The sequence below is a fragment of the Pseudomonas sp. R1-1 genome (assembly GCF_051132135.1).
Taxonomy (GTDB): Bacteria; Pseudomonadota; Gammaproteobacteria; order Pseudomonadales; family Pseudomonadaceae; genus Aquipseudomonas.
The window spans coordinates 875961-897945 of the sequence record NZ_CP071663.1 but is presented as its reverse complement, the minus strand read 5'-3'; the positions used below and the strand labels follow the sequence as shown (position 1 = coordinate 897945).

20 protein-coding genes are annotated in these 21985 nt (G+C 61.0%); 11 read left to right on the top strand and 9 right to left on the bottom strand.

Going from position 1 to position 21985, the window contains the following annotated elements:
- Window positions 1–61: 61 nt before the first annotated feature.
- Both J3P75_RS04185 and J3P75_RS04180 read left to right on the top strand, forming a co-directional pair.
- Window positions 62–1141 carry an endonuclease/exonuclease/phosphatase family protein gene (locus tag J3P75_RS04185; RefSeq protein WP_434709420.1) on the top strand — a complete coding sequence of 360 codons (1080 nt, stop codon included), beginning with the start codon at window positions 62–64 and terminating at the stop codon, window positions 1139–1141.
- Between the two features lie 56 nt (window positions 1142–1197).
- Window positions 1198–2118, top strand: coding sequence for a hypothetical protein (locus tag J3P75_RS04180; protein WP_434709418.1), 921 nt, complete (start codon window positions 1198–1200; stop codon window positions 2116–2118).
- Between the two features lie 12 nt (window positions 2119–2130).
- Here the strand turns inward: J3P75_RS04180 and J3P75_RS04175 are convergent, their stop codons facing one another.
- The 3 genes from J3P75_RS04175 to hrpB form a co-directional block, all read right to left on the bottom strand.
- A complete protein-coding gene (locus J3P75_RS04175) occupies window positions 2131–2556 on the bottom strand; it encodes a hypothetical protein (RefSeq protein WP_090286554.1) in 426 nt (141 codons plus the stop codon).
- Between the two features lie 13 nt (window positions 2557–2569).
- The gene (locus J3P75_RS04170; RefSeq protein WP_434709417.1) at window positions 2570–3142 is read right to left on the bottom strand and encodes a hypothetical protein; all 573 of its coding nucleotides are present in this window, start codon (window positions 3140–3142) and stop codon (window positions 2570–2572) included.
- A 128-nt stretch (window positions 3143–3270) separates the two neighbouring features.
- On the bottom strand, window positions 3271–5790 hold the full coding sequence (gene hrpB, locus J3P75_RS04165; RefSeq protein WP_434709416.1) for an ATP-dependent helicase HrpB: 2520 nt from the start codon (window positions 5788–5790) through the stop codon (window positions 3271–3273).
- Between the two features lie 363 nt (window positions 5791–6153).
- Here hrpB and J3P75_RS04160 point away from each other — a divergent pair, with 363 nt between their 5' ends.
- Both J3P75_RS04160 and J3P75_RS04155 read left to right on the top strand, forming a co-directional pair.
- Window positions 6154–6573 (top strand): polyribonucleotide nucleotidyltransferase, encoded by a 420-nt coding sequence (locus J3P75_RS04160; RefSeq protein WP_434709415.1) that lies wholly within the window; start codon window positions 6154–6156, stop codon window positions 6571–6573.
- A gap of 12 nt (window positions 6574–6585) precedes the next feature.
- Window positions 6586–7482, top strand: coding sequence for a cation diffusion facilitator family transporter (locus J3P75_RS04155; protein WP_434709414.1), 897 nt, complete (start codon window positions 6586–6588; stop codon window positions 7480–7482).
- Here the strand turns inward: J3P75_RS04155 and J3P75_RS04150 are convergent.
- Window positions 7476–8507 carry a DUF6515 family protein gene (locus tag J3P75_RS04150; protein WP_434709413.1) on the bottom strand — a complete coding sequence of 344 codons (1032 nt, stop codon included), beginning with the start codon at window positions 8505–8507 and terminating at the stop codon, window positions 7476–7478. The genes J3P75_RS04155 and J3P75_RS04150 overlap by 7 nt on opposite strands.
- A 451-nt stretch (window positions 8508–8958) precedes the next feature.
- Here J3P75_RS04150 and J3P75_RS04145 point away from each other — a divergent pair, with 451 nt between their 5' ends.
- The 3 genes from J3P75_RS04145 (at window position 8959) to J3P75_RS04135 (ending at window position 11212) form a co-directional block, all read left to right on the top strand.
- Entirely contained in the window at window positions 8959–9438 is a 480-nt protein-coding gene (locus J3P75_RS04145) for an Lrp/AsnC family transcriptional regulator (RefSeq protein ID WP_007909658.1), read from the top strand.
- Window positions 9439–9699: 261 nt separating this feature from the next.
- Complete coding sequence (locus J3P75_RS04140) at window positions 9700–10845, top strand: integrase core domain-containing protein (protein ID WP_434707165.1); 1146 nt, start codon at window positions 9700–9702, stop codon at window positions 10843–10845.
- Between the two features lie 157 nt (window positions 10846–11002).
- Entirely contained in the window at window positions 11003–11212 is a 210-nt protein-coding gene (locus J3P75_RS04135; protein ID WP_007909655.1) for a DUF2788 domain-containing protein, read from the top strand.
- Here the strand turns inward: J3P75_RS04135 and J3P75_RS04130 are convergent.
- From J3P75_RS04130 to J3P75_RS04115, 4 genes are all read right to left on the bottom strand, one after another.
- Window positions 11207–11842 carry a pseudouridine synthase gene (locus tag J3P75_RS04130; protein WP_434709412.1) on the bottom strand — a complete coding sequence of 212 codons (636 nt, stop codon included), beginning with the start codon at window positions 11840–11842 and terminating at the stop codon, window positions 11207–11209. The two genes, J3P75_RS04135 and J3P75_RS04130, sit on opposite strands and share 6 nt — an antisense overlap.
- Window positions 11843–11915: 73 nt before the next feature.
- Window positions 11916–13415 (bottom strand): AMP nucleosidase, encoded by a 1500-nt coding sequence (gene amn, locus J3P75_RS04125; RefSeq protein WP_167359912.1) that lies wholly within the window; start codon window positions 13413–13415, stop codon window positions 11916–11918.
- A gap of 179 nt (window positions 13416–13594) precedes the next feature.
- Window positions 13595–15244: an acyl-CoA dehydrogenase family protein gene (locus J3P75_RS04120; protein ID WP_434709411.1), complete on the bottom strand. Its 1650-nt coding sequence runs from the start codon at window positions 15242–15244 to the stop codon at window positions 13595–13597.
- Between the two features lie 99 nt (window positions 15245–15343).
- The gene (locus J3P75_RS04115; protein WP_434709410.1) at window positions 15344–17695 is read right to left on the bottom strand and encodes a 7TM diverse intracellular signaling domain-containing protein; all 2352 of its coding nucleotides are present in this window, start codon (window positions 17693–17695) and stop codon (window positions 15344–15346) included.
- A gap of 303 nt (window positions 17696–17998) precedes the next feature.
- Between J3P75_RS04115 and J3P75_RS04110 the strand changes: the two genes are divergently transcribed.
- From J3P75_RS04110 to J3P75_RS04095, 4 genes are all read left to right on the top strand, one after another.
- Window positions 17999–18796 (top strand): hydroxymethylpyrimidine/phosphomethylpyrimidine kinase, encoded by a 798-nt coding sequence (locus tag J3P75_RS04110; RefSeq protein ID WP_203419602.1) that lies wholly within the window; start codon window positions 17999–18001, stop codon window positions 18794–18796.
- 18 nt (window positions 18797–18814) lie between these two features.
- Complete coding sequence (thiE, locus tag J3P75_RS04105; protein ID WP_434709409.1) at window positions 18815–19438, top strand: thiamine phosphate synthase; 624 nt, start codon at window positions 18815–18817, stop codon at window positions 19436–19438.
- A gap of 17 nt (window positions 19439–19455) precedes the next feature.
- A complete protein-coding gene (hemL, locus tag J3P75_RS04100; protein WP_434709408.1) occupies window positions 19456–20739 on the top strand; it encodes a glutamate-1-semialdehyde 2,1-aminomutase in 1284 nt (427 codons plus the stop codon).
- 225 nt (window positions 20740–20964) lie between these two features.
- Window positions 20965–21519, top strand: coding sequence for a tetratricopeptide repeat protein (locus tag J3P75_RS04095; RefSeq protein WP_434709407.1), 555 nt, complete (start codon window positions 20965–20967; stop codon window positions 21517–21519).
- 119 nt (window positions 21520–21638) lie between these two features.
- Here the strand turns inward: J3P75_RS04095 and J3P75_RS04090 are convergent, their stop codons facing one another.
- On the bottom strand, window positions 21639–21968 hold the full coding sequence (locus tag J3P75_RS04090) for a DUF1820 family protein (protein ID WP_003185742.1): 330 nt from the start codon (window positions 21966–21968) through the stop codon (window positions 21639–21641).
- Window positions 21969–21985: the final 17 nt, after the last annotated feature.

The window sequence follows — 21985 nt, the reverse complement described above, 5'->3', positions numbered from 1 at the left end:
GGCATCACACCGCCCGTCAGGTATGCTCGGGACCACTTTATGTAACGCCATAAGCCGAGCCATGACCCGTCTACTGCGCTACTCGTTGTTGTTGGTTGTACTGGCCATCGTGGTGATCGGCGCGCTGATCTTCAGCCTGACCTGGCGCCCCGACGCCCGCGAAACCCTGCCGGTCAGTTGCACCGCCACAGCGCCGACGCTGGTGCCGGGCCAGGCGCTGAAAGTCATGACCTGGAACGTGCAATACCTCGCCGGCAAGCGTTACGTATTCTGGAATGACCTGGCCCAGGGCAACGACGAAGCACCGACCGCCGAAGACATGGCGTTCAGCCTCGACGAAGTGGCGCGGGTAATTCGCGACGAACAGCCCGACGTGGTGCTATTGCAGGAACTCGACGACGGCGCCAAGGCCAGCGACTACCAGAACCAGCTCAAATTGTTGCAGGAACGGGTCGCCGATCTGTATCCGTGCAGCGTCAGCGCGTTTGACTGGAAAGCCGATTTTGTCCCCGAGCCGCAGGTGTTCGGCAGCGTTGGCCGGCAGTTGGCAACCCTCAGCCGCTATCGCATCGAACACGCCGAGCGCCTGCAACTGCCAGTGGCGGACGCCAATGTCCTCAGCCGCCAGTTCCAGCCCAAGGATGCGCTGCTGGTCAGCAAACTGCCGCTGAGCGATGGCGGGCAATTGACCCTTTTCAACACTCATCTGGAACACACCAGCCGTCCGGACGCGACCTTGCAGGCGCAAGTCAGCGCGGTGGCCAAGGTGCTCGACAAATATGAAAGCCAGGGCTTGCCATGGCTGATCGGCGGCGACTTCAACCTGCTGCCGCTGGGCCAGTACCGGCGCCTTTCAACCGAACAGCGCATGCCCTACTCGGCCGACAGCGAGCTGCACCTGCTGTGGGACAAGTACCCGATGATCCCGACCAACAATGAAGCCAGCGGTATTGATCGCGCCAAGTGGCTGACCCATTATCCCAACGACCCTGGTCTGAACGGCCCGGATCGTACCGTCGACTACCTTTTCTACAGCCCGAAGATCAAACGCATCGAAGCACGGGTGCGTCAGGACGACACGTTGCGCATTTCCGACCACCTGCCGGTGATTGCGCGCTTCTTGTTACCGGCCGCGCCTTAGCTGCACGGCGAACGACCGGTGTAGTCGACGGCCCGCAATTCACGACATGGAATGCCATGAAAATCTTATTGGTGTGCAAGGACATTGGCGGTTATGCGCGCAAGCTGGCGGACTTTGTGGCTCGCGACAATCAGGTCTGTTTCATCGATACCTCTTCGCTGTCCGAGCGCTTTGCACGAGCGCCGAAGATCATTCGTCGCCCGCTGAAACGCTGGGCGCAACTGCGTGAGTTCAACAAAGCCCTGCGCACGCACGGGCAATTCGATGTCCTGCTGGTGATTAATCCGGCCCAGATCGAGGCGAAGCAATTGGCCGCCGCCTTCGAGGTCTGCACGCGCAAGATCGCCTACCTCTACGACAGCTTCAGTCGTTGGCCAATGAGCCGCGAAGCGCTGGCCGTCTACGATGAGGTGTTCTCGTTCGATCCGCAGAACGCGCAGCAATACGGCCTGAAGAAACTGCACAACTTCATTTATGACGACTACGACGCGGACGCTGACGAAGGTGACTACAGCGCCTTCGTCGTCATGGCCGGCAAGGACCGTGTCCCGGCGCTTGAAGGCCTGGCGCGAGCGTTTGATCGGTTCGGTGTCAGCGACTACAAGTTTCTGGTGCAGTGCAAACCGATCCCGGGCGCGCATCCCGGGATCACGTTTTTCGAGCAACGCCTGCCACTGGACACCGTCGGCGCGCTGGTCAAACGCTCGCGGATCATTCTCGACATCGCCAAACCCGGTCAGGCCGGGTTGAGCTTCCGTTTTTTCGAAGCCATGGCCGCACGCAAGAAAGTCATTACCACCAACCCGAGCGTGGTCGATTATGACTTCTACAACCCGGCGAACATTCTGGTGATCGACGAGGCCGATCCGGTGATTCCGCCAGCATTCGTTTCTACGCCATACGTCGATGTGCCCGAACAGATCTATCGCAAATACACCTTGCAAGGCTGGGTCGAGACGGTTTTCACATCACCATAATCATGGTTCGCTTCAGAGGCCCGGAGGGACATAACCGGGCACATAGCGAACATTGGCGCACTTGCCGTGCAGTATCCGCCCGTCCTCGATCAGGAACTGGGCGATCTTTTTCTGTTGATTGACCTTTGCCTGCAACTTGCAGGTGGAGCTGTGCCCGACCTGTTGGTAGTGCTCGGTGTAAACCATGCCATTACCGGTATGGTTCATCGACGTGCCGGCCGCTTCGGTGGTGGTCCAGCTCGCGGACTTGAACCAGGTGAGCACGGCCAAGGGTTCGCCGTTCGGGCCGGTTTCCTTTTGCATCGAATCGGGCGTACCGAACAGGTTCAGTGCTTCCTGAAGGTCGCGGCCTTCCCAACGGCTCTGCGCGATAGTGGAACAGCCGGCCAAGAGCAATCCCGCCAACAGGGTTGTCAGCAATAAGCGTGTGCAAGTCATGTGAAGTCCCGGCTTATTTTTTAAGTTCGAGCAGACTGTCGATGTTGTCCATCATCTGGCTCTTTTGCTGAATCGGCGCGAGCTTGAAGAACATCTGCTGGAGCATTTCGATCATCTGCAGGTATTCCATCTTGCCCACCGCGGCCATGTCGTTTTTAGCTCGACTGCCCGGCGCGCAGGCAAACTTCAGCGCCTGCTGAACCCAGAACTCTTTCGGGGTCTGCCATTGATTGGCAACTTTCAGATGACGCAGGGTGTAAGCGAGACGTTCGATGGACTGGCCGTTGATAAAACGTACCTTGCCCGTAGAGCACTGGGCTTCGAGGTTGTAGACGTCGATCATCGGTTTGCCGGGCTCTTCGTAGACCAGGGTGACCGCGACCATGGTCGCGCCTTTGGTTTTTTCCGAAGGCACCACCGACGTCGCATCCGCTACGTACATGATGTTTTTTTGGGCAACGCCGTTGCCGTAGATAATCCACCAGTCGCCAATCGCATTGGGCTCTTCGGCGATTGCCGAACTGGAGGCGACCAGCAGCGTAGCCGACAAGAAGCACAACTTCTTGAACGTGAAGAAAGAGGTCATGGGCAGTTCCGTTCCTTGGGCACACGTTGCAGGCAGCAACACTCGTTATTGTTCAGGCCGCGATTTTGCGAGCCTGCACAACCAAGGGCAATTAGCACGGATGGGCTAATAGCGCGCCGCCACCACGGTCAGGTGCCCCGTGGTTTTGCCCGCGCCGTGGCTTCGGCGACCAAGGGGTCGTCCGGCCAGTAATGCTTCGGATAGCGCCCCTTCAGATCCTTCTTCACTTCGGCATAAGTGCTGCGCCAGAAGTTGGCCAGATCCTGCGTCACCTGCACCGGCCGTCTCGCCGGCGATAGCAGATGCAACTTGACCACTTGCCGCCCGCCGGCAATTCGCGGTGTGTCGGCGAGGCCGAACAGCTCCTGCAAGCGCACCGCGAGAATCGGCGGAGACTCGCTGTAATCCAGGCGAATCGAGGAGCCCGACGGCACGCTCAGATGGTGCGGTGCCAGTTCGTCGAGCTTTTGCGGCAGCGGCCATGGCAGCAGATTGCGCACGATGCTCGACAGGTCGAGGTTGGCAAAATGGCTGAGTCGCGAGACTTTGCCCAGATACGGCATCAGCCAGTCTTCTAGAGTGTCGAGCAGCGATGCGTCACTGACATCCGGCCACTGGCTGTCGTCCTGATTGTTCAGATCGAGCTGGCGCAGCAGCGCCACCCGTGCCTGCCACTGGCGCAGTTCCGGGGTCCACGGCAACAACTCGAGACCTTTGCGTCGGACCAGATTGACCAGCGCCTGACTGCGCGCATTTTCATCCAGACCGGTCAGCGGTTCGCGACTGAGAATCAGCTCGCCGACCTTGCGCTGACGCTCGGCGCGCAGCACGCCTTCGCGTTCGTCCCAATCCAGTTGATCGACACTGTGTACCTGTTCGGCCAAGACCGAGTCGAACAGCGCCGGATCAAAATCCGCCGCCAGATAAATCCGCTCCTCGCGCTGGCTCTGGCGGCTACCGAGGTCAGCGATGACGATCCATGGCTCTTTCATCAGGCTGTCGGCTTCGGCGAACAGCGCGGCGCGACCGTTGGCCAGACGATATTCCGCGCCACCGGCACGCCGTTGTTGCGCCACGCGATCCGGGTAGGCCAACGCCAGCAACGCGCCGAGCCAGCGCGGATGCTCAGGATCGCTGACCGGCGCGCTGGCCTTGCCGCGCAAAAAACCGCGATATTGCCGCGCCAGTTGCCGAGCGCGTTGCACCCCGCCCTGCGCGCCGCGCGCTGCACGTTCTTCGCCCGAAAGCAGGGCCAGACGACTGTGCAAGTCCGCGCCAGCGCCTCGCAGGATATCGCGCTCGCCGAGCAGAGCTGCGACATCGCAAGCCATGTTCGCCAGGCCCAAGGCCTGACCGCGCAACAGCAAATGGCCGATCCGTGGATGCGCCGGCAGTTCGGCCATGGCCTGGCCATGCGGGGTCAGCACCTCGCCGTCGAGCGCACCGAGGCGCTGCAACAAGTCCTGCGCTTGTGCATACGCCGCCGCAGGCGGCACATCCAGCCACACCAGTTCATTTGGCGTTACGCCCCAGCGCCCCAGTTGCAGGGCGAGGCTGGCGAGGTCCGCCGAGAGAATTTCCGCACTGCCGTAAGCCGCCAGTTGTTCGTGCTGATCCTGCGACCACAAGCGGTAGCAAACGCCCGGTTCGAGTCGCCCGGCACGGCCGGCACGCTGGGTGGCGCTGGCCTTGGAAATGCGCTGGGTGTCGAGACGGGTCATGCCGCTGCCCGGGTCGAAACGCGGCACTCGCGCCAGCCCCGCATCGATTACCACGCGCACACCGTTGATGGTCAGGCTGGTCTCGGCGATGTTGGTCGCCAGCACCACTTTGCGCTGACCGGCCGGCGCCGGATCGATCGCCGCACGCTGCGCATTGAGGTCGAGTTCGCCGTGCAGCGGGCAGAGCAAGACATCGCTGCGCGCGCCGATGGCGTCGGCCAATTGCTGATGCACACGACGGATTTCCGCCTGCCCCGGCAGGAACACCAGCAGGCTGCCGGTTTCATCGTTGAGGGCTTCGAGCACGGTTTGCGTGACGCGTTGATCGATGTACTCACCGGGCTGAAACGGTCGGCCCCAGCGCATCGTTACCGGATACATCCGTCCTTCGCTGCGCAGGATCGGCGCGTCATCGAGCAATCCGGCCAGACGCTCGCCTTCGAGCGTCGCCGACATCAGCAGAATCTTCAGCGGCTGTTCAGCCCGAAACAGCTCGCGACCGTTCAGACTCAGGGCCAGCGCCAGATCGGCGTCGAGGCTGCGTTCGTGAAACTCATCGAAAATCAGCAGACCGACGCCTTCCAGCGCCGGGTCATCTTGCAGACGACGGGTAAGAATGCCTTCGGTGACCACTTCGATGCGCGTCTTCGGGCCGACCTTGCTGTCCAGACGAATGCGATAACCAACGGTTTCCCCGACCTGCTCGCCCAGCTCGCTGGCCAGACGTTCCGCAGCGGCACGCGCGGCCAGTCGGCGCGGTTCAAGCATCAGAATGGTCTGCCCGGCGAGCCACGCTTGATCAAGCAGGGCCAGCGGCACGCGGGTGGTTTTACCGGCACCGGGCGGCGCCTCGAGCACGGCTTCGTGGCGTGACGCGAGGGCTTCACGCAGCGCGGGTAAAACATCGTCGATCGGCAAAGAAATCATGCTGGCTCCCCAGGGCGTGCCCACAGTAAATTGCGAGTCGCGTTAAAGCTGTGAGCGTGCCAGGCAAGGCGCGGGACGCAGGCAAGGGGGGTTTCCTTGTCAAGTCCCGCAACGCAGCATGGCGCGCTCACAGCTTTAGCCCGGAGGGCCGAACCCCGACAGGATTCATTGGCCTTCACGCGGTGTCGATCTGGAGAAAACAACTTCGATCCTCAACGTATCTCGGTGGGGTGAGACGAGGCCGCAATTTACTGTGGGCACGCCCTGCCATCGGCGAGTATAACGGCGAACTGCTAGCGGTTCGTCAGGGTCTTAACTTCACTCGACGAAGCTTCGTTCTTAGATGAATCAGGAGATTTTCTCATGCGCTTACCTTTTCGCCTGATCGGCAGTGTTCTGGTCGCCACCCTGCTCACGCAGATCACTGCGTGCGGGTCGATTTTCTACCCGGACCGTCGCGGCCAGATCGACGGCAAGATCGACCCGGCGATTGCCGCGCTCGACGCTGTCGGCCTGCTGTTCTACATCATCCCCGGGCTGATCGCGTTTGCCGTCGACTTCGCTACCGGCGCGATCTATTTCGAACCGGGCCACACCGCGCAGGTTGATCCGGCCAAGCTCAAGCAAGCCATCGGCCCGGATGGTCAGGTCGATAATCTCAAGTTGCAGGCGATTCTCGAAAGCGAGTTGGGCAAAGACTTCCCACTCGATGATCCGCGTCTGATCCAGCACAAGGGCAGCACCCAGCAACTGGCGATGTTCGGCCTGCAACCCGCCGCATAAAAAGGAAGATCGATGACCTCCAGCCCCGAACACGCCCGCCTGCTGAGGCTGGCGACCCGCGCCTCGGTGGCGGTGGCGTGCACGCTGATCATTGCCAAAGCCATTGCCTGGTGGCTCAGCGGTTCGGTGAGCATGCTCGCCGGCCTCACCGACTCGGCGCTGGACGGCGTCACCTCGATGCTCAATCTGCTCGCGGTGCACTACGCCTTGCGCCCGGCGGATGACGATCACCGTTATGGCCACGGCAAAGCGGAGTCCCTGGCAGGGATGGCGCAGGCATTGTTCATCGGTGGCAGCGCGCTGCTGATCGCGTTTCAGGCCTACGAGCGTGTGCAGACGCCACAGCCACTCGGTGCGCCATGGCTGAGCATTGGGGTTATCGTGTTTTCATTGCTGCTGACCGCGGCATTGCTGGTGTTGCAGCATCGGGTGATCAAGCAGACCGGCTCCAACGCCGTGCGTGCCGACTCGCTGCACTATCGCTCGGACATGCTGCTCAACGGCAGCATTCTGCTGGCGCTGGTATTGGCCGGGTTCGGTTTCGAGCAACTGGATGCGTGGTTCGGACTGGGTATTGCCGCCTACATTTTGTGGAGCGCGATTCAGATCGCCCGCGAAAGTTTTTCAGTGTTGATGGACGAGGAACTGCCGACCGACGTCAGCCAGCACATGCTTGAACTGGCGTGCAGCGTGCCGGGTGTACTGGGCGCGCATGACTTGCGCACGCGCATCTCCGGCAACCACTGGTTCGTGCAGTTGCATCTGGAGTTGCCGGGAGAGTTGACGCTGTCAATCGCTCACGGCATCAGCGATCAAGCCGCCGACGCCATTCACAAAGCCTACCCACGGGCCGAAGTGCTGGTGCACGCCGATCCGCAGGAAGTGGTACTGGCTGCCAGGGCTCAGTAGTTGACCCGATAACCGCGACTGCTCAGGCAGTTGCCCTGGGCCTGGCGGTACGCCTGGACCACTTCAGGCGCCGGCTGATAGGTCGCGGTGCGCGGGTCGAAACCGCTTTGCTGCACTGCGTACTGGTAGCACTGATAGCCGTCTTGCTGGACCTGCTCCGGCGATTGGCCATTCGCTGGATAAGCTTCGACATCATAACCTTGAGCCTGTGGTTGCGGCGGTTGCTGTACCGGCGGCTCGACCACCACGTAATCCTGCGTCGCCTGTTGGTAGGCGTAATAGGAGCCAGCGGCGAGGAACAGCAGCGAGCCGCCGATCCATACTTCGCGGGCGTAATCAGGCAAATACTGGATGCGGATCCCGCGCGGCGGCTGCACGACGATGTAGCGCGGGCCTTGCGGGCGATACCAGTAACCACCGGAATAGAAATAATCCTGACCCCGATACGGCACGCGGTAATCGCGGTCCGGGAAGCGGTCGATCACATGGCCCGGACGGTATTGCGGACCCGGCCCCCAGCCATTGCCATGACCGTTCGGACGCCCCGGCCAGCGGTTGTCATCGGGACGGTTCTGCGTCTGCCACTGCTGATTGTGGTAACCGTTCTGCGGACGTTCGTCGCGGTAGTAACCCTGACGCGGTTCCTGAGTCTGGCGCACAGTGTCGGGACGTGGCTGGATCGGCAGGTTATTGCCCGGTTGCCGCGGCGGTTCTGGCCGATCATCGGGGCGGTTGCGGTCCTGCCATTGACCGTCATTGTTGTGCGACTGGCCGTTGTGCTCGAACTGGCGGCTATTGTCGCCACGAATGATTTCGTTGTTCTGCGGCCGCGGCTGATACTGCGGCCCATTGCCCGGCCCGCGTTGCGGCTGATCAGCGCCACGGCCCTGATCGTTGCCCTGATGCTGCTGGCCACGCCCGTCGCCATCGGGTCCACGATTCTGCGGCTCGTCGGCCAGCGCTTGCGCACCGACACTCACACACAGCAAACCAACACCGGCCAGACGCCAGATGCGCGAATTCATGTTGTTCCTCACTGCGGGGGAGCCTGTCATTGGGTGGGCCTGTTGCTAAGACTCGAAACAGGCCCACCGGGTTCTGCGACAGGTTATCAGTCGCGCGACTTATTTATTGAGGCGGCAAGATGAAATCGCCGGCAAGAAAAAAGGGAGACCCGTCGGCCTCCCTTTTAGAGAATTGCGTCCTGGCTCGACGCTTTTGACGTCGGCTCACCTCACGCCGTCTTCTGGACAGTGTGCAGCTCGGGGGCCGGCACAACCCCGGTGGGGTGGCGGCCGCGGCGGGCCGGATTGGGCGGGCCGCGTGGACTGTGTTACCGAGCAGTGATTCTGGTGATAAGAATAGGCCGGACACCGCGACAGATGATTGCGAAGATTGCTCAAATAAACACCACTTGCGCAATTTTTAACCCTGGATAGATAATCTGCCGCAATAGTTACAGCCAAGGGCAGATTGATGAGCAAACTCGACCGTTACGACCTGAGTATTTTGGCGGAATTGCAACGCGACGCCCGCATCTCCAACCAGGAGCTGGCCGAGCGCATCGGTCTGTCCCCCTCGCCTTGCTCGCGCAGGGTCAAGCAACTGGAAGACGACGGCTACATTTCGCGCCAGGTCGCGTTGCTCGATCGCAAGATGCTCGGGCTGAGCCTGACGGCCTATGTGCTGATTGGCATGGACCGCCATACACCGGAGCGTTTCGAGAATTTCGAGGCAGCGATCCGGACGTTGCCGCAGGTCTTGGAGTGCAGTCTGGTGACGGGCGTGGATGCGGATTACCAGTTAAAGGTGGTGGTGCCGGATATGGATCACTATCAGAAATTGTTGTTGGGACATTTGACCCGTATCGAGGGAGTTACGAGTGTGCGATCGAGCTTTGTGCTGAATCAGGTTTTGAACAGCACTGAATTGCCGCTGACCCATTTGCGTAGCTGATCAAAGGCCCCTCACCCCAGCCCTCTCCCAGAGGGAGAGGGAGCCGACCTTGAGATGCTGAAGAAGTACGCCGACCTGAGAGTTCTGCTGTGAATCCATAATCGACTCGATCTTTCAGGTCGATGTATGACGCCAGACAACTCGGTCGGTCCCCTCTCCCTCCGGGAGAGGGCTAGGGTGGGTAAAGACCGGGTACATCCTTTACGTTTGAGACCGGGGACATGGTTTACAGGTATTAATCATGGTCAGGAGGTGCTGACCATGCCCTGGAATCAAGAGTCCCCAATGGATCAACGAGTGAAGTTAGTCAGTGACTGGCTTAGCGGTAGTTACACCAAGAGCCAATTAAGCCGGCGCTACGGCGTCAGCCGTCCAACCATCGACAAGTGGCTGGAACGGTATGCAGCGTTGGGCGTGGATGGTTTGAAAGAGCAATCGCGCAAGCCATTGAACTGCCCTCATCAAACTCCCGATGAAATCATTGCCACGCTGCTAACCAAGAAAAACGAACATCCCGATCGGGGACCCAAACAGATCATTGATCGCCTGCGCGATTCCGACCCGCATATCCAATGGCCGGCGGCGAGTACCGCCGGGGAGTGGTTGAAGAAAGCTGGTTTGGTGGTGGCGCGACGGCCGTATCCCCCGCGCCCCCGTGCTCCAACACACTTGCGTCCGGTCGACGCGCCCAACCAGACTTGGTGTGCTGATTACAAAGGGCAGTTCAAAATGCAGGACGGTAATTGGTGCTATCCGCTGACCATTACCGATCAGATGAGCCGCTTTTTATTCGTCTGTCGCGCTTTGCCCAGTACGCACGGAGCGCCAACGCGGGAAGGCTTTGAGTGGGCTTTTCGAGAATATGGGCTGCCGGATGTGATCCGCACTGACAACGGCGCTCCTTTCGCGTCGACAGGTCTGGCGCGACTTTCGAAATTATCGGTTTGGTTCATCAGACTTGGAATCCATGTCGAAACGATTACGCCTGGCCGCCCCGACCAAAATGGTCGACATGAACGGATGCATCGAACGCTAAAGGCAGCAGTGCCACCGGCGGAAAACTTGGTGCGCCAGCAGCTGGCTTTTGAGGATTTCATCCAAGACTTCAATTACCACCGACCGCACACCGCGCTGGGCATGAAACCGCCGGCATCTGTCTATAGCCCGTCGATACGCGCTTATCCAGGTTACTTGCCTGCGCTTGAATACGGTTCCGATGTTGAAGTACGCAAGGTTCGGTCAAATGGGGAAATTAAATGGAAAGGACAGCTGATTTTTCTAGGAGAGGCTCTGATTGGAGAGGACATTGCGCTGAAGGAAGTGGCTGATGACGCTTGGGAACTGTACCTTTGCAGCCATTGTTTAGGCAGGCTTGAAAGCGGCGCCAAACGCGTTTCAAGCCTGTAAAGGTGTAAACGATGTCCCCGGTCTAATTTGTAAAGGATGTACCGGTCTCTACAGTGAGGGCAACCATTGCGGATCAGACCCAGATCAATGCCACCCCACCCACCATGCCGTATACTCCCCGCCGCCCTTTCAGCCTGCCCCGCGCCGGAGATCGCCAATGGATCCAGCACTGCTCGAAGAATGGATGATGACCGGCCTGGTCAGCATCCTGATCATTTTCATGGGTTTCATCGTCTGGGATCTGGCAAAGAAGTCCAAGGCCGGGCGCTTTGGCTCGTTCATTCTGTTTTTCGTACTGGGCCTGGGCGTGGCCGCGTTCATCATCAAGAGTGTGGTGATCGGCCTGATCGAATCCGGCGCGTTATAAGCGCGCCGGCACTTCTTTCCACTGGCCCTGATCGAGCCCATCGATCGTCCAGTCACCAATCCTGACCCGCACCAGACGCAACGTCGGCAGGCCGACCGCCGCGGTCATGCGCCGCACTTGACGGTTGCGCCCCTCGCGAATTACCAGTTCCAGCCATGAAGTCGGTATGGTCGCACGAAAGCGTACCGGCGGATTGCGCGGCCACAAGTCAGGCTCGTCCAGTTGCCGCGCTTCGGCGGGCAAGGTCATGCCGTCGTTCAACTCGACACCGTCACGCAAACGCTGCAACTGCTCGGCGGTCGGCACGCCTTCGACCTGTACCCAATAAGTCTTCGCCAGTTTGTGTTTCGGATCGGCAATGCGCGCCTGCAACTGGCCGTCATTGGTCAGCAGCAACAAACCTTCGCTGTCGCGATCCAGGCGTCCGGCCGGGTAAATGCCGGGCACATCGATGTAATCCTTGAGCGTCGCCCGCCCTTCTCCGTCGCTGAATTGCGTGAGCACATCGAACGGTTTGTTGAACAGGATCAGTTTCGGCTCGGCCGGTGGTGCCTTGGCAACACGGCGCGGAGATGAAGTCTGAGGCTTCGCGCCAGGGCGGCGGGAAGGTGGACGCGGAGGACGGGACATAAGAAGAAAAAACATTCAGCGATCAGGGCTGACAATGCTAGTGCCCCGACCGCCAAATGACCACGACTAACCGTTAACGGAATGGCGGCTCGTCGAAGCTGCGCAGTTTGCGCGAGTGCAGCGAGTTGAGTTCGGTGCGCAGCAGATCCACCGCTTCGATGCCGATCTTCAAGTGTTGGCTGACCGCGCGTTCATAGAAGGCGTTGGCCGAGCCCGGCAGCTTGATTTCGCTGTGCAACGGTTTGTCCGAGACGCAGAGCAACGTGCCGTACGGCACCCGCAAGCGATACCCCTGCGCGGCAATCGTGCCGCTTTCCATGTCCACAGCGACAGCACGGGACAGGTTGATCAGCGGCCGCTCCTGCGCCCAACGCAGTTCCCAGTTACGGTCGTCGTAGGTCAGCACGGTGCCGGTGCGCAGGCGTTTTTTCAGATCGTCGCCTTTTTCGCCGGTAACGTTGGCCGCGGCCTGCTGCAGCGCCAGCTGCACTTCGGCCAGCGCCGGGATCGGGATATTCGGCGGCACTACGCGGTCGAGAATGCCGTCGCGACGCATATACGCGTGGGCCAGTACATAGTCGCCAATGGTCTGCGACTGACGCAGGCCGCCGCAGTGGCCGATCATCAGCCAGCAATGCGGACGCAGCACGGCGAGGTGGTCGGTGATGTTCTTGGCATTGGACGGGCCGACACCGATGTTCACCAGCGTCACGCCGTGGCCATCGTTGGCGATCAGGTGATAGGCCGGCATCTGATAACGGTGCCAGACCACACCGGCGGCGATGGCCGAGGCTTCACCGTGGTCCATGCCCTTCTCGATAATCACATTGCCCGGCAAGACCATGCGCACGAAACGCGGGTCGTTGCGCAGTTGCTCCAGGCCATGAACGATGAACTGGTCAACGTAGCGGTGATAGTTGGTCAGCAGGATCCACGGTTGCACATGGCGCCAGTCGCTGCCGGTGTAGTGCACCAGACGGCGCAGCGAAAAATCCACGCGCGCAGCGTCGAACAGCGCCAACGGCAGCGGATCGGTGTTTTCCCAATCGTAGAGACCGTCAGCGATGCCATCGGTGGCCGCGGACAGGTCGGTACTCGGGAACACTCGCGCCAGCACCGCAGCGGTAACGCCGGAACCGGCCAGCTCATCGCCCTGCTCGACCACGTACGGGTACGGAATGTTCTGCTGGCTGACGCCGACTTCGACGGTCACGGTGAAGTCGTGCATCAACGGCGTCAGTTGTTCGAGGAGGTATTTGCGAAATGCCGCCGGGTGAGTGACGGTGACGCTGTAAGTGCCGGGCAACTGCACCTTGGCGTAGGCGCGAGTGGTCTGCGGGACTTCGCCCTGGCAGTGATAGGTCAGACGCAGTTCGGGATAACGAAACAGGGCGCGCTGTTCAGCGTCGGGTTCGACGCGGTCCTTGAGGTAACGCTTGAGCGCCGAATTCAGCGCACTGGTGGCCCGCTCATGTAGCTCGGCCAGACGATCCACGGCTTGTTCGGCGGTTTGAACGACAATAAACGCTTCGGTCACGATCAGCTTCCTGTGTTCTGACTTGCAGAGCTTCATCTTGCCTGCATCGTCGCGTCACGGGAACAGTGGCATGTTGGCAAGAGCACAATATATCGGTCGCATCCAGACCCTGTAGGAGTGAGCCTGCTCGCGATAGCGGTCTATCAGTCGATATTGCATTGACTGTCACACCGCTATCGCGAGCAGGCTCACTCCTACAGGGGATTTGTGGGCTTTCAGAAACCCTGTGGGGTCGAGCGCGCGACGATCGCTTCGATATCCAGCCCCCGCGGCAACGCGCCGTAGACCCGGCCGCCGCAACTCAAGCGGCTGGCAATGAACGCATCGCTGACCGCCGCGTTACCGGCCTCGAGCAACAGTTTGGCCTGCAAACCGAGGGCTATATCTTCGGTCAGCTGCCGCGCCCGATACTGAATGTCACTGGTGTCCTTGAACTGCGCCTGCAATTGCTGGATATGCGCGGCCAGACGCTTGTCGCCATGGCCATCGCCGAGTTCGCTGAACAACACATCAAGCACACCCGGCTCCTTCGACAAGGCGCGCAGCACATCCAGGCATTGCACGTTGCCCGAACCTTCCCACGTCGAATTCACCGGCGCTTCGCGGTACAGCCGCGGCAGGATGCTGTCCTCGACATAACCGGCACCGCCCATGCACTCGGCGGCTTCGTTGATCATTCCCGGCGCGCGTTTGCAGATCCAGTATTTGCCCACCGCCGTGACCAGCCGCGCAAACTGCGATTCGTGGCGATCATCCAGATGATCGAGCGCCTTGCCCATACGCAAACTGAGCGCCAGCGCGGCTTCACTTTCCAGCGCCAGATCGGCCAGCACGTTCTGCATCAACGGCTGCTCGCTGAGCAGTTTGCCGCCGACCTTGCGATGCGCGCAGTGATGGCTGGCCTGGGTCAGCGCCTGGCGCATCAGCGAGCTGGAACCGACCATGCAATCGAAACGGGTCATCGCCACCATCTCGATGATGGTCGGCACGCCGCGGCCTTCTTCGCCGATCATCCACGCCAGCGCACCGCGAAACTCCACTTCGCTGGAGGCATTGGACTGATTGCCGAGTTTGTTTTTCAGACGCTGGATGTAGAACTGATTGCGCGTGTCGTCGGGGCGATGGCGAGGCAGCAGAAAGCAGCTCAAGCCCTTGTCGGTCTGCGCCAGCGTAAGGAAGGCATCGCACATCGGCGCCGAGCAGAACCACTTGTGCCCGACCAGTTCATACGCCTGGCCCGGGCCACTGGCGCCGACCGGATAAGCCTTGGTGGTGTTGGCGCGCACGTCGGTGCCGCCCTGCTTCTCGGTCATCGCCATGCCGAGGGTCACGCCGGCCTTGTGCGCCATGCCGACGTTGCGTGGGTCGTATTCGGTGGAGAGGACTTTCGGCAGCCATTGCTCGGCCAGATCCGCCTGCAAACGCAGGGCCGGCACGCTGGCGAAGGTCATGGTCAACGGGCAACCGCTGCCGGCCTCGGCCTGGCTGTGCAGATAAGTCATCGAGGCGCGGACGACATGCGCGCCGTCCTGCGGCTGAGCCCACGGCAGCGAGGTCAGACCGTGTTCGATCGCGCTGCGCATCAACTGGTGATACGCCGGATGAAACTCCACCAGATCGATGCGATGACCGTAGCGGTCATGGCTGGCGAACACCGGCTTGTTCTGGTTGGCGAGGAAGCCGGCCTCCATCAACGGGCCACCGGCGAGCGCCCCATAGGCATCGATCCGCGACTCAGCCCAACCAGCGCCAAACCGTCGCGACCACTCCTGCAACGGCAGGTCGATACGGTACAGATTGGTGCCGTCCAGCGACGGTGGCTGGTTGGTGACTTCGTGGGTTTCGGCGAACTGATGCAGGTTCATCGCGGCGACTCCTTGATTCGGCAGAGGGTCAGTTAAGCACCGCCCTCACACCGATCAAAGTGGCATATACGCCGAATTTGCGGCGCTTTTACCCTGCTTTCAGCACAGTACGCGACGCTCCAGCGCCGACTGCAAATCTTCGAATTTCACCGGTTTGTTCAGGTAATCGATGGCCACGCCGGTGGCGCACAGGTCGCGCTCGGCCTGCAGGGCGAGCAGGAACACCGGCAGGTGCGCGCAGCCCGGCAACGCATGAATCTGGCAGCACAACGAGGCGCCGTCGTGGGCCGGCAACTGGCAGTCGATCAGCACGGCGTCGAAGCTTTCGCGCTGCAAGCAGGCCAGTGCTGCCGCAGCGTTGTCGGCGGTGCGCACGCGAAAGCCGAGCTTGAGCAGCATGCCGCGCATCACCAACTGGTTGACGCTGTTGTCGTCCACCAGCAACACCGTGCAGTCCTGCGGCAAACGAATTCGCTCCTGCGTGGACGAGAATTCCGGCGCCGGTTCGATCATCGGCAGTTCAAACTCGACGTCCAGTTGAAAACGGCTGCCGCGCCCCGGCTCGGAGCGGTGGGTCAGCTTGCCGCCGAGCAGTTCGACCAGTTGTCGGCAAATCGCCAGGCCGACACCGAGGCCGCCGTATTCACGAGTCATCGAGCCGTCGAGCTGGAAGAAGCGCTGATACATCGTCGCCTCGCCCAGATCGGTAAAGCCGATGCCGGTGTCGATGACCGCAAACGACAGCGCCAGACGATTGTCCGTCGAGGGTTTGCCGGTCACGCGCAGCGCCAGACCACCGACGCGAGTGAACTTGATAGCGTTGTCCAGCAGGCATTCCAGGCATTGCGCGAGTTTGGCGCTGTCGCCGTGCAGGCGATCCGGCAGCGTTGGCAGAACATCGACCTTGAAGTCCAGCGACTTGCTCGCCGCGTTGCCCTCGAATTGCACGCGCAGTGCCTCGATCACCGCGCGCAGGCTGAACGTGCCCGAGGACGCCTTGAGCTTGCCCGCCTGCAATTCGGTCAGCGTGAGGATGCCGTTGACCATGCGCATCATGTCGCGTGCGGAACCGGCGGCCGTCTGCTGATATTGCTCGAGCTCCGGGTCCATCTCGACGGTCTGCATCAATTCCAGCGAGCCGATCACGCCGTTCATGGGCGTGCGCAACTCATGGGTCAGGGTGGCGAGGAATTCGTCCTTGAGCTTGTTGCTGTGCGCCAGTTGCTGGTTGAGCACTTCAAGCTTCTGCCCGGCGTCGTACAGCGTCTGCGCCTGCTGCTCACGCATGGCGTTGATGCGGTCGGCCAGCGCCAGTGACAGCAGCGCCACTTCGATGGCCGAACCGATCTGGCTGGCGTACATGGTCAGGAACACGTTGGGCAGCAGACCCAGCACCATCAGCGTATTGACGATGCCGCCGAGCAGAAACGCCGACCAGGCAATGATGAAATAGCGCGCCACGCGCAAACCGCGCCACCAGGCGAGAATCCCTGCGGCGAAAATCACCACGGTGAAGGTCAGCGCGAGTGTCGTCGCCAGACGCAAGGCCAGCGCATAGCTGGTCATCAGCGACAGGCCGATCACCACGGCACTGAAGGCAATCAGTCCGATCAGCAAGCGATCGAGCCAGCGGCTGTGGGTGTGGGTTTGCAGGAAGCTGCGGGCGAACTGGCTGCCGAACAGGCCGGCGCAGCCGATGAAAAATGGCGTGGCAGCGTTCGCCCACCATGGATTGTCCGGCCAGAAATACTCGACCGCCGCGCCGTTCACCGACAACTGATAGAGGCCGAACGAGCCGATGTAGAAGATGTAATAGAGGTAACTGGTGTCACGCACGCTCAGGAAAATGAACAGGTTGTAGACCAGCATCCCCAGCAACACGCCATAAATGATGCCGAGCACGTACAGGCGCACGGGCTGGTCTTCGAGATAAGCGGTGCTCGACCACAACGTCACCGGCGCCTGGATCGAGCCTTCGCTGGCCAGTCGCAGGTACAGCGTCTGTTGCTGATCGGGCTTGAATGGCAGGTCGAACAGGTAATTGTTCTGGCGGATCTCGCGGCTGGCGAAGGGCAAGGCATCGCCGGTCTGGCGCACCAGCCGATAGTCGCCAGCAGCATCGGGCAGATACAAATCGAGATGATCGAGCGGTGGGTAAGCCAGCTCCAGCAACCAGGTGCGCTGGGCGGCGGGGTTGCTCGGACGATAATGCAGGTCGATCTTCAGCCAGAACGCCGAACGCGAATAACCGGCGTTGAGTGTGGCCTTGTCGTGCGCCTTGAACTGGCCAGCGGCAGCCTGCGCGCGAACGTCAGCGAGGCTCGCCTGACCGCTCGGGTCTTCGAACACTTGCAGCGATCGGCCCAGTGGCAGGCTCTGGGTGAATTCGTCGAACTCGACGGCGCTCGCCATGAGGGGCAAGCAGAACAGCAACATCAGCAAATAGCGCATTGAAGCCCCAGCGTGGCTCGTCCGGTTGTGTCAGGAAGCCCCCCATTCCCTTTGAGTAGACATAAAACCGGTATTACCTGTTATTGGTTTGGATCCAGCCTAGCATAGCCGTTGATGGCCATTAAGCACCATCGAAACTTTTCCTACAAAGGCTCTAGAACGGGCGTTTCAGAGCAAAGCTGCGGACTAGAGCTGTTGAGTCGGTCAACTTGTCAGAATAGGCCTGGATTCTCTGCCCGGGATATCGGTCCGGGTCAACGGCACTGAACCCGCAAATCAGCTTTGGTGGTAAGCTCGCGCACCATGAATATCTACAGCTCCCGCCCCGTTGTCCTCTGTCTCTCCGGCCACGACCCCAGTGGTGGCGCCGGCCTGCAGGCAGATATCGAAGCCCTGCTCGCGCAAGGTTGCCATGCGGCTCCGGCCGTCACCGCCCTGACCGTGCAAGACACGGTCAACGTCACTGACTTTCGCGTCCTCGACCGTGAGTGGGTACTGGCCCAGGCCAATGCCGTGCTCAACGATTCCGAAGTCGCGGCGGTGAAGCTGGGCATGCTTGGTTCGCTGGCGATGGTCGATACCGTTGTCGAACTGCTCTCGGCGCACCCGCATTTGCCGGTGGTCTGCGACCCGGTGCTGCGCGCCGGCGGCGGCGGACGCCTAGGCAAGGACGAAGTCGGTTATGCAATGCGCGAGCGTCTGCTGCCGCTGTCGATCATTGCCACGCCCAACCTGCCCGAAGCGCGCATCCTCGCCGAACTGCCTGACGGCACCGCGGACGAATGCGCAGAAAAACTCCTGCCATTCGTCAAAAACCTGCTGATCACCGGCGGCCATGGCGACGAAACTGAAATCCACAACCGCGTGTACAGCCGCGACGGTCTGCGTGAAACCTTCATTTGCCAGCGTCTGCCCGGCAGCTATCACGGCTCCGGTTGCACGCTGGCCAGCGCCCTCGCCGGTCGCCTGGCCCAGGGCGAACACCTGGCCAGCGCTGTGCGCAGCGCACTGGATTACACCTGGCGCACCCTGCGCGATGCCGAACAACTGGGCAAAGGCCAGTTCGTCCCGCGTCGCCTGCCGCTGGATTTCTGCTCGTAACGTCGTGAGGTCTGCCTGATGAAACTACGTGGCCTGTATGCCATTACCGACAGCACACTGCTGGCCGGCAAGTTTCTGTCTTACGTGGAGGCGGCGCTGGAAGGCGGCGTCACCCTGCTGCAATACCGCGACAAAAGCAGCGACGAGGCCCGCCGCCTGCGCGAGGCCGAAGCGCTGCGTGATTTATGCGAGCGCTACAAGACCCAGTTGATCATCAACGATGACGCCGAGCTGGCCGCGCGCCTGAATGTCGGCGTGCATCTGGGCCAGACCGACGGCCCACTGTCGCCGACCCGCGCCCTGCTCGGTTCGAAAGCGATCATCGGTTCGACCTGTCACGATCAGCTCGCCCTCGCTGAACAAGCCGCCAAAGAAGGCGCGAGCTACGTCGCCTTCGGCCGCTTCTTCAACTCCAGCACCAAACCCGGCGCGCCGAGTTGCAGCCTCGAATTGCTCGACGAAGCCAAACGCACGCTGCATCTGCCGGTCTGCGCGATTGGCGGCATCACCCTCGATAACGCCGCGCCACTGGTGGCCCATGGGGTCGATCTGCTGGCGGTGGTCCACGGCCTGTTCGGTGCTGAAAACACCGCCAAAGTGACTCGCCGCGCCCGCGCGTTCAATGAATTGTTCAAAGCCTGAAGATTGAGAGCCCGATCATGTCTCGTTCCGAAACCCTGTTTGCCAATGCCCAGAAACACATTCCCGGTGGCGTCAACTCGCCGGTGCGCGCGTTCAAAAGCGTCGGTGGTACGCCGCTGTTCTTCAAACACGCGGAAGGCGCTTACGTTACCGACGAAGACGACAAGCGTTATGTCGATTACGTCGGTTCGTGGGGGCCGATGATCCTCGGCCACAGCCACCCGGACGTACTTGATGCTGTGCGCAATCAGCTGCAACACGGTCTGTCCTATGGCGCGCCGACCGCGATGGAAACCGAGATGGCCGATCTGGTCTGCTCGCTGGTGCCGTCGATGGACATGGTGCGCATGGTCAGCTCCGGCACCGAAGCGACCATGAGCGCGATCCGTCTGGCCCGTGGTTACACCGGCCGCGACAGCATCATCAAATTCGAAGGCTGCTACCACGGCCACTCCGACAGCCTGCTGGTCAAGGCCGGTTCCGGCGCGCTGACCCAGGGCGTACCGAGTTCGGCCGGTGTACCGGCGGCGTTCGCCAAACACACCCTGACCCTGCCGTTCAACGACATCGAAGCGGTTGAGCAGATGCTTGCCGAAGTCGGTGAAGACGTCGCCTGCATCATCGTCGAGCCGGTTGCCGGCAACATGAACTGCGTGCCACCGGCTCCGGGGTTCCTCGAAGGTCTGCGTTCGCTGTGCGACAAGCACGGCGTGGTGCTGATTTTCGACGAAGTGATGACCGGTTTCCGCGTCGCCCTCGGCGGTGCGCAGGCGAACTACGGCGTCACCCCGGACCTGACCACCTTCGGCAAGATCATCGGCGGCGGCATGCCGGTCGGCTGCTTTGGCGGCAAGCGCGCAATCATGGAGCGCATCGCGCCACTGGGCCCGGTGTACCAGGCGGGCACGCTGTCGGGCAACCCGCTGGCGATGGCCGCTGGCCTGACCACCCTGCGTCTGATCAGCCGTCCGGGTTTCCATGCCGAATTGACCGACTACACCACGCGCCTGCTCGACGGCCTGCAACAACGCGCCGATGCCGCCGGCATTCCGTTCGTGACCACCCAGGCCGGCGGCATGTTCGGTCTGTACTTCAGCGGCGCCGACGACATCGTCACCTTTGACGACGTGATGGCCAGCGACGCGGCACTGTTCGGGCGCTTCTTCCACCTGATGCTCGAAGGTGGCGTGTACCTCGCTCCGAGCGCTTTCGAAGCCGGTTTCACCTCGATCGCCCACGGCGAAGCCGAGTTGCAACTGACGCTGAACGCCGCCGAGCGTGCCTTCGCCGCACTGAAATAATCGCCGTACCGCTGACGTTGGCTATCGCCAGCGTCAGCTTTCACCTACACCCCTGCCGTTTTTCCCACGCCGCTGCTAAAAATCTTGTAGAAAGTGGGCGATATATCCCCCACGCAGCAGAAAAACGAGTAAAGACTTTGTAAGGTTGGCCCTGCTTATTTCATAATGCGCGCTTATTGGATCCCCCGACGGGTCCGCGCGCCCTTCAGAGGTAAGTCGATTCCCATGAACCGCACCGGCCGCACCCTTGCATTGGGCTGCCTGTTGCTCCTTCAGCCCCTGCTCGCGCATGCACAAGCAGGCGGCAACTCGTTGTTGATCCCGGCGATGGGTCGTTGCACCCTCAATACTCAGCCGCAAGACGTCACGCAGGCACTGGCCGCCTGCCAGAAAGCGGCGGACGAAGGGGATGCACAAGCACAATACGAGTTGGGTGAGTACTACTACGACGGCAAGAACGCGCCGCGCGACCTCAATCAAGCCCTGAGCTATTTCGAAAAGGCCTCGCTGCAAGGCCACGCTCAGGCACAGTTCAAGCTCGGCACCATGTTCTTCCACGGCGAAGGCGTGCAGGCCAACAATATCCAGGCCTACATCGTGCTGAAGATGGCGGCGGTCAACGGTGCCGAAGAGGCGCTGGACACGGCCGATGAAGTCTCCGAGAACATGTCCCGCGAAGACCTCGAAACCGCGACTCAGGTGCTCGGGCAGATCTTCCGCAAATACCTGATGGAATTGCAGAGCGCCGATGGGCGTACGCCGTTTTCGCCACTTCCCTGACCATTGATAGTTCCCACGCTCCGCGTGGGAATTCATCCCGTGACGCTGCGCGTCACCGACGCGGAGCGTCGAAGGCGGCATTCCCACGCAGAGCGTGGGAACGATCATCGGAAACCGGGTTACTTCTCGGGCATCGGCATCGGGAACGGCATGACATTGCCGACCGCGCCGCGGGCTTCGCTGATTTTCGGTGTACCCAGACGCTCTACTTCGTCGATACGCACGATCGAATGCATCGGCACAAAGCTGCGCACCACGCCTTCGAACTGCGCCTTGAGCTTTTCTTCGCTCGGGTCGACGACCACTTGCGTGCGCTCGCCAAAGACGAACTCTTCCACTTCCAGAAAACCCCACAGATCACTTTGATAGATCTGCTTGGCGTACATTTCGAACACCTGGCCCTGGTTGAGGAAAATCACCTTGTAGATTGGAGCTTCGCGTTTGGTCATGGCGGGCGGATAACATC

Excerpts from the sequence above, each read along its gene's own strand:
- J3P75_RS04090 (WP_003185742.1), bottom strand. The coding sequence starts at position 21,968 with ATGACCAAACGCGAAGCTCCAATCTACAAGGTGATTTTCCTCAACCAG.
- J3P75_RS04185 (WP_434709420.1), top strand. The coding sequence starts at position 62 with ATGACCCGTCTACTGCGCTACTCGTTGTTGTTGGTTGTACTGGCCATC.
- amn (WP_167359912.1), bottom strand. The coding sequence starts at position 13,415 with ATGAAGCTCTGCAAGTCAGAACACAGGAAGCTGATCGTGACCGAAGCG.
- J3P75_RS04130 (WP_434709412.1), bottom strand. The coding sequence starts at position 11,842 with ATGTCCCGTCCTCCGCGTCCACCTTCCCGCCGCCCTGGCGCGAAGCCT.
- J3P75_RS04095 (WP_434709407.1), top strand. The coding sequence starts at position 20,965 with ATGAACCGCACCGGCCGCACCCTTGCATTGGGCTGCCTGTTGCTCCTT.
- J3P75_RS04145 (WP_007909658.1), top strand. The coding sequence starts at position 8,959 with ATGAGCAAACTCGACCGTTACGACCTGAGTATTTTGGCGGAATTGCAA.
- thiE (WP_434709409.1), top strand. The coding sequence starts at position 18,815 with ATGAAACTACGTGGCCTGTATGCCATTACCGACAGCACACTGCTGGCC.
- J3P75_RS04175 (WP_090286554.1), bottom strand. The coding sequence starts at position 2,556 with ATGACTTGCACACGCTTATTGCTGACAACCCTGTTGGCGGGATTGCTC.
- J3P75_RS04155 (WP_434709414.1), top strand. The coding sequence starts at position 6,586 with ATGACCTCCAGCCCCGAACACGCCCGCCTGCTGAGGCTGGCGACCCGC.
- hemL (WP_434709408.1), top strand. The coding sequence starts at position 19,456 with ATGTCTCGTTCCGAAACCCTGTTTGCCAATGCCCAGAAACACATTCCC.
- J3P75_RS04135 (WP_007909655.1), top strand. The coding sequence starts at position 11,003 with ATGGATCCAGCACTGCTCGAAGAATGGATGATGACCGGCCTGGTCAGC.
- J3P75_RS04170 (WP_434709417.1), bottom strand. The coding sequence starts at position 3,142 with ATGACCTCTTTCTTCACGTTCAAGAAGTTGTGCTTCTTGTCGGCTACG.
- hrpB (WP_434709416.1), bottom strand. The coding sequence starts at position 5,790 with ATGATTTCTTTGCCGATCGACGATGTTTTACCCGCGCTGCGTGAAGCC.
- J3P75_RS04110 (WP_203419602.1), top strand. The coding sequence starts at position 17,999 with ATGAATATCTACAGCTCCCGCCCCGTTGTCCTCTGTCTCTCCGGCCAC.
- J3P75_RS04115 (WP_434709410.1), bottom strand. The coding sequence starts at position 17,695 with ATGCGCTATTTGCTGATGTTGCTGTTCTGCTTGCCCCTCATGGCGAGC.
- J3P75_RS04180 (WP_434709418.1), top strand. The coding sequence starts at position 1,198 with ATGAAAATCTTATTGGTGTGCAAGGACATTGGCGGTTATGCGCGCAAG.
- J3P75_RS04160 (WP_434709415.1), top strand. The coding sequence starts at position 6,154 with ATGCGCTTACCTTTTCGCCTGATCGGCAGTGTTCTGGTCGCCACCCTG.
- J3P75_RS04120 (WP_434709411.1), bottom strand. The coding sequence starts at position 15,244 with ATGAACCTGCATCAGTTCGCCGAAACCCACGAAGTCACCAACCAGCCA.
- J3P75_RS04140 (WP_434707165.1), top strand. The coding sequence starts at position 9,700 with ATGCCCTGGAATCAAGAGTCCCCAATGGATCAACGAGTGAAGTTAGTC.
- J3P75_RS04150 (WP_434709413.1), bottom strand. The coding sequence starts at position 8,507 with ATGAATTCGCGCATCTGGCGTCTGGCCGGTGTTGGTTTGCTGTGTGTG.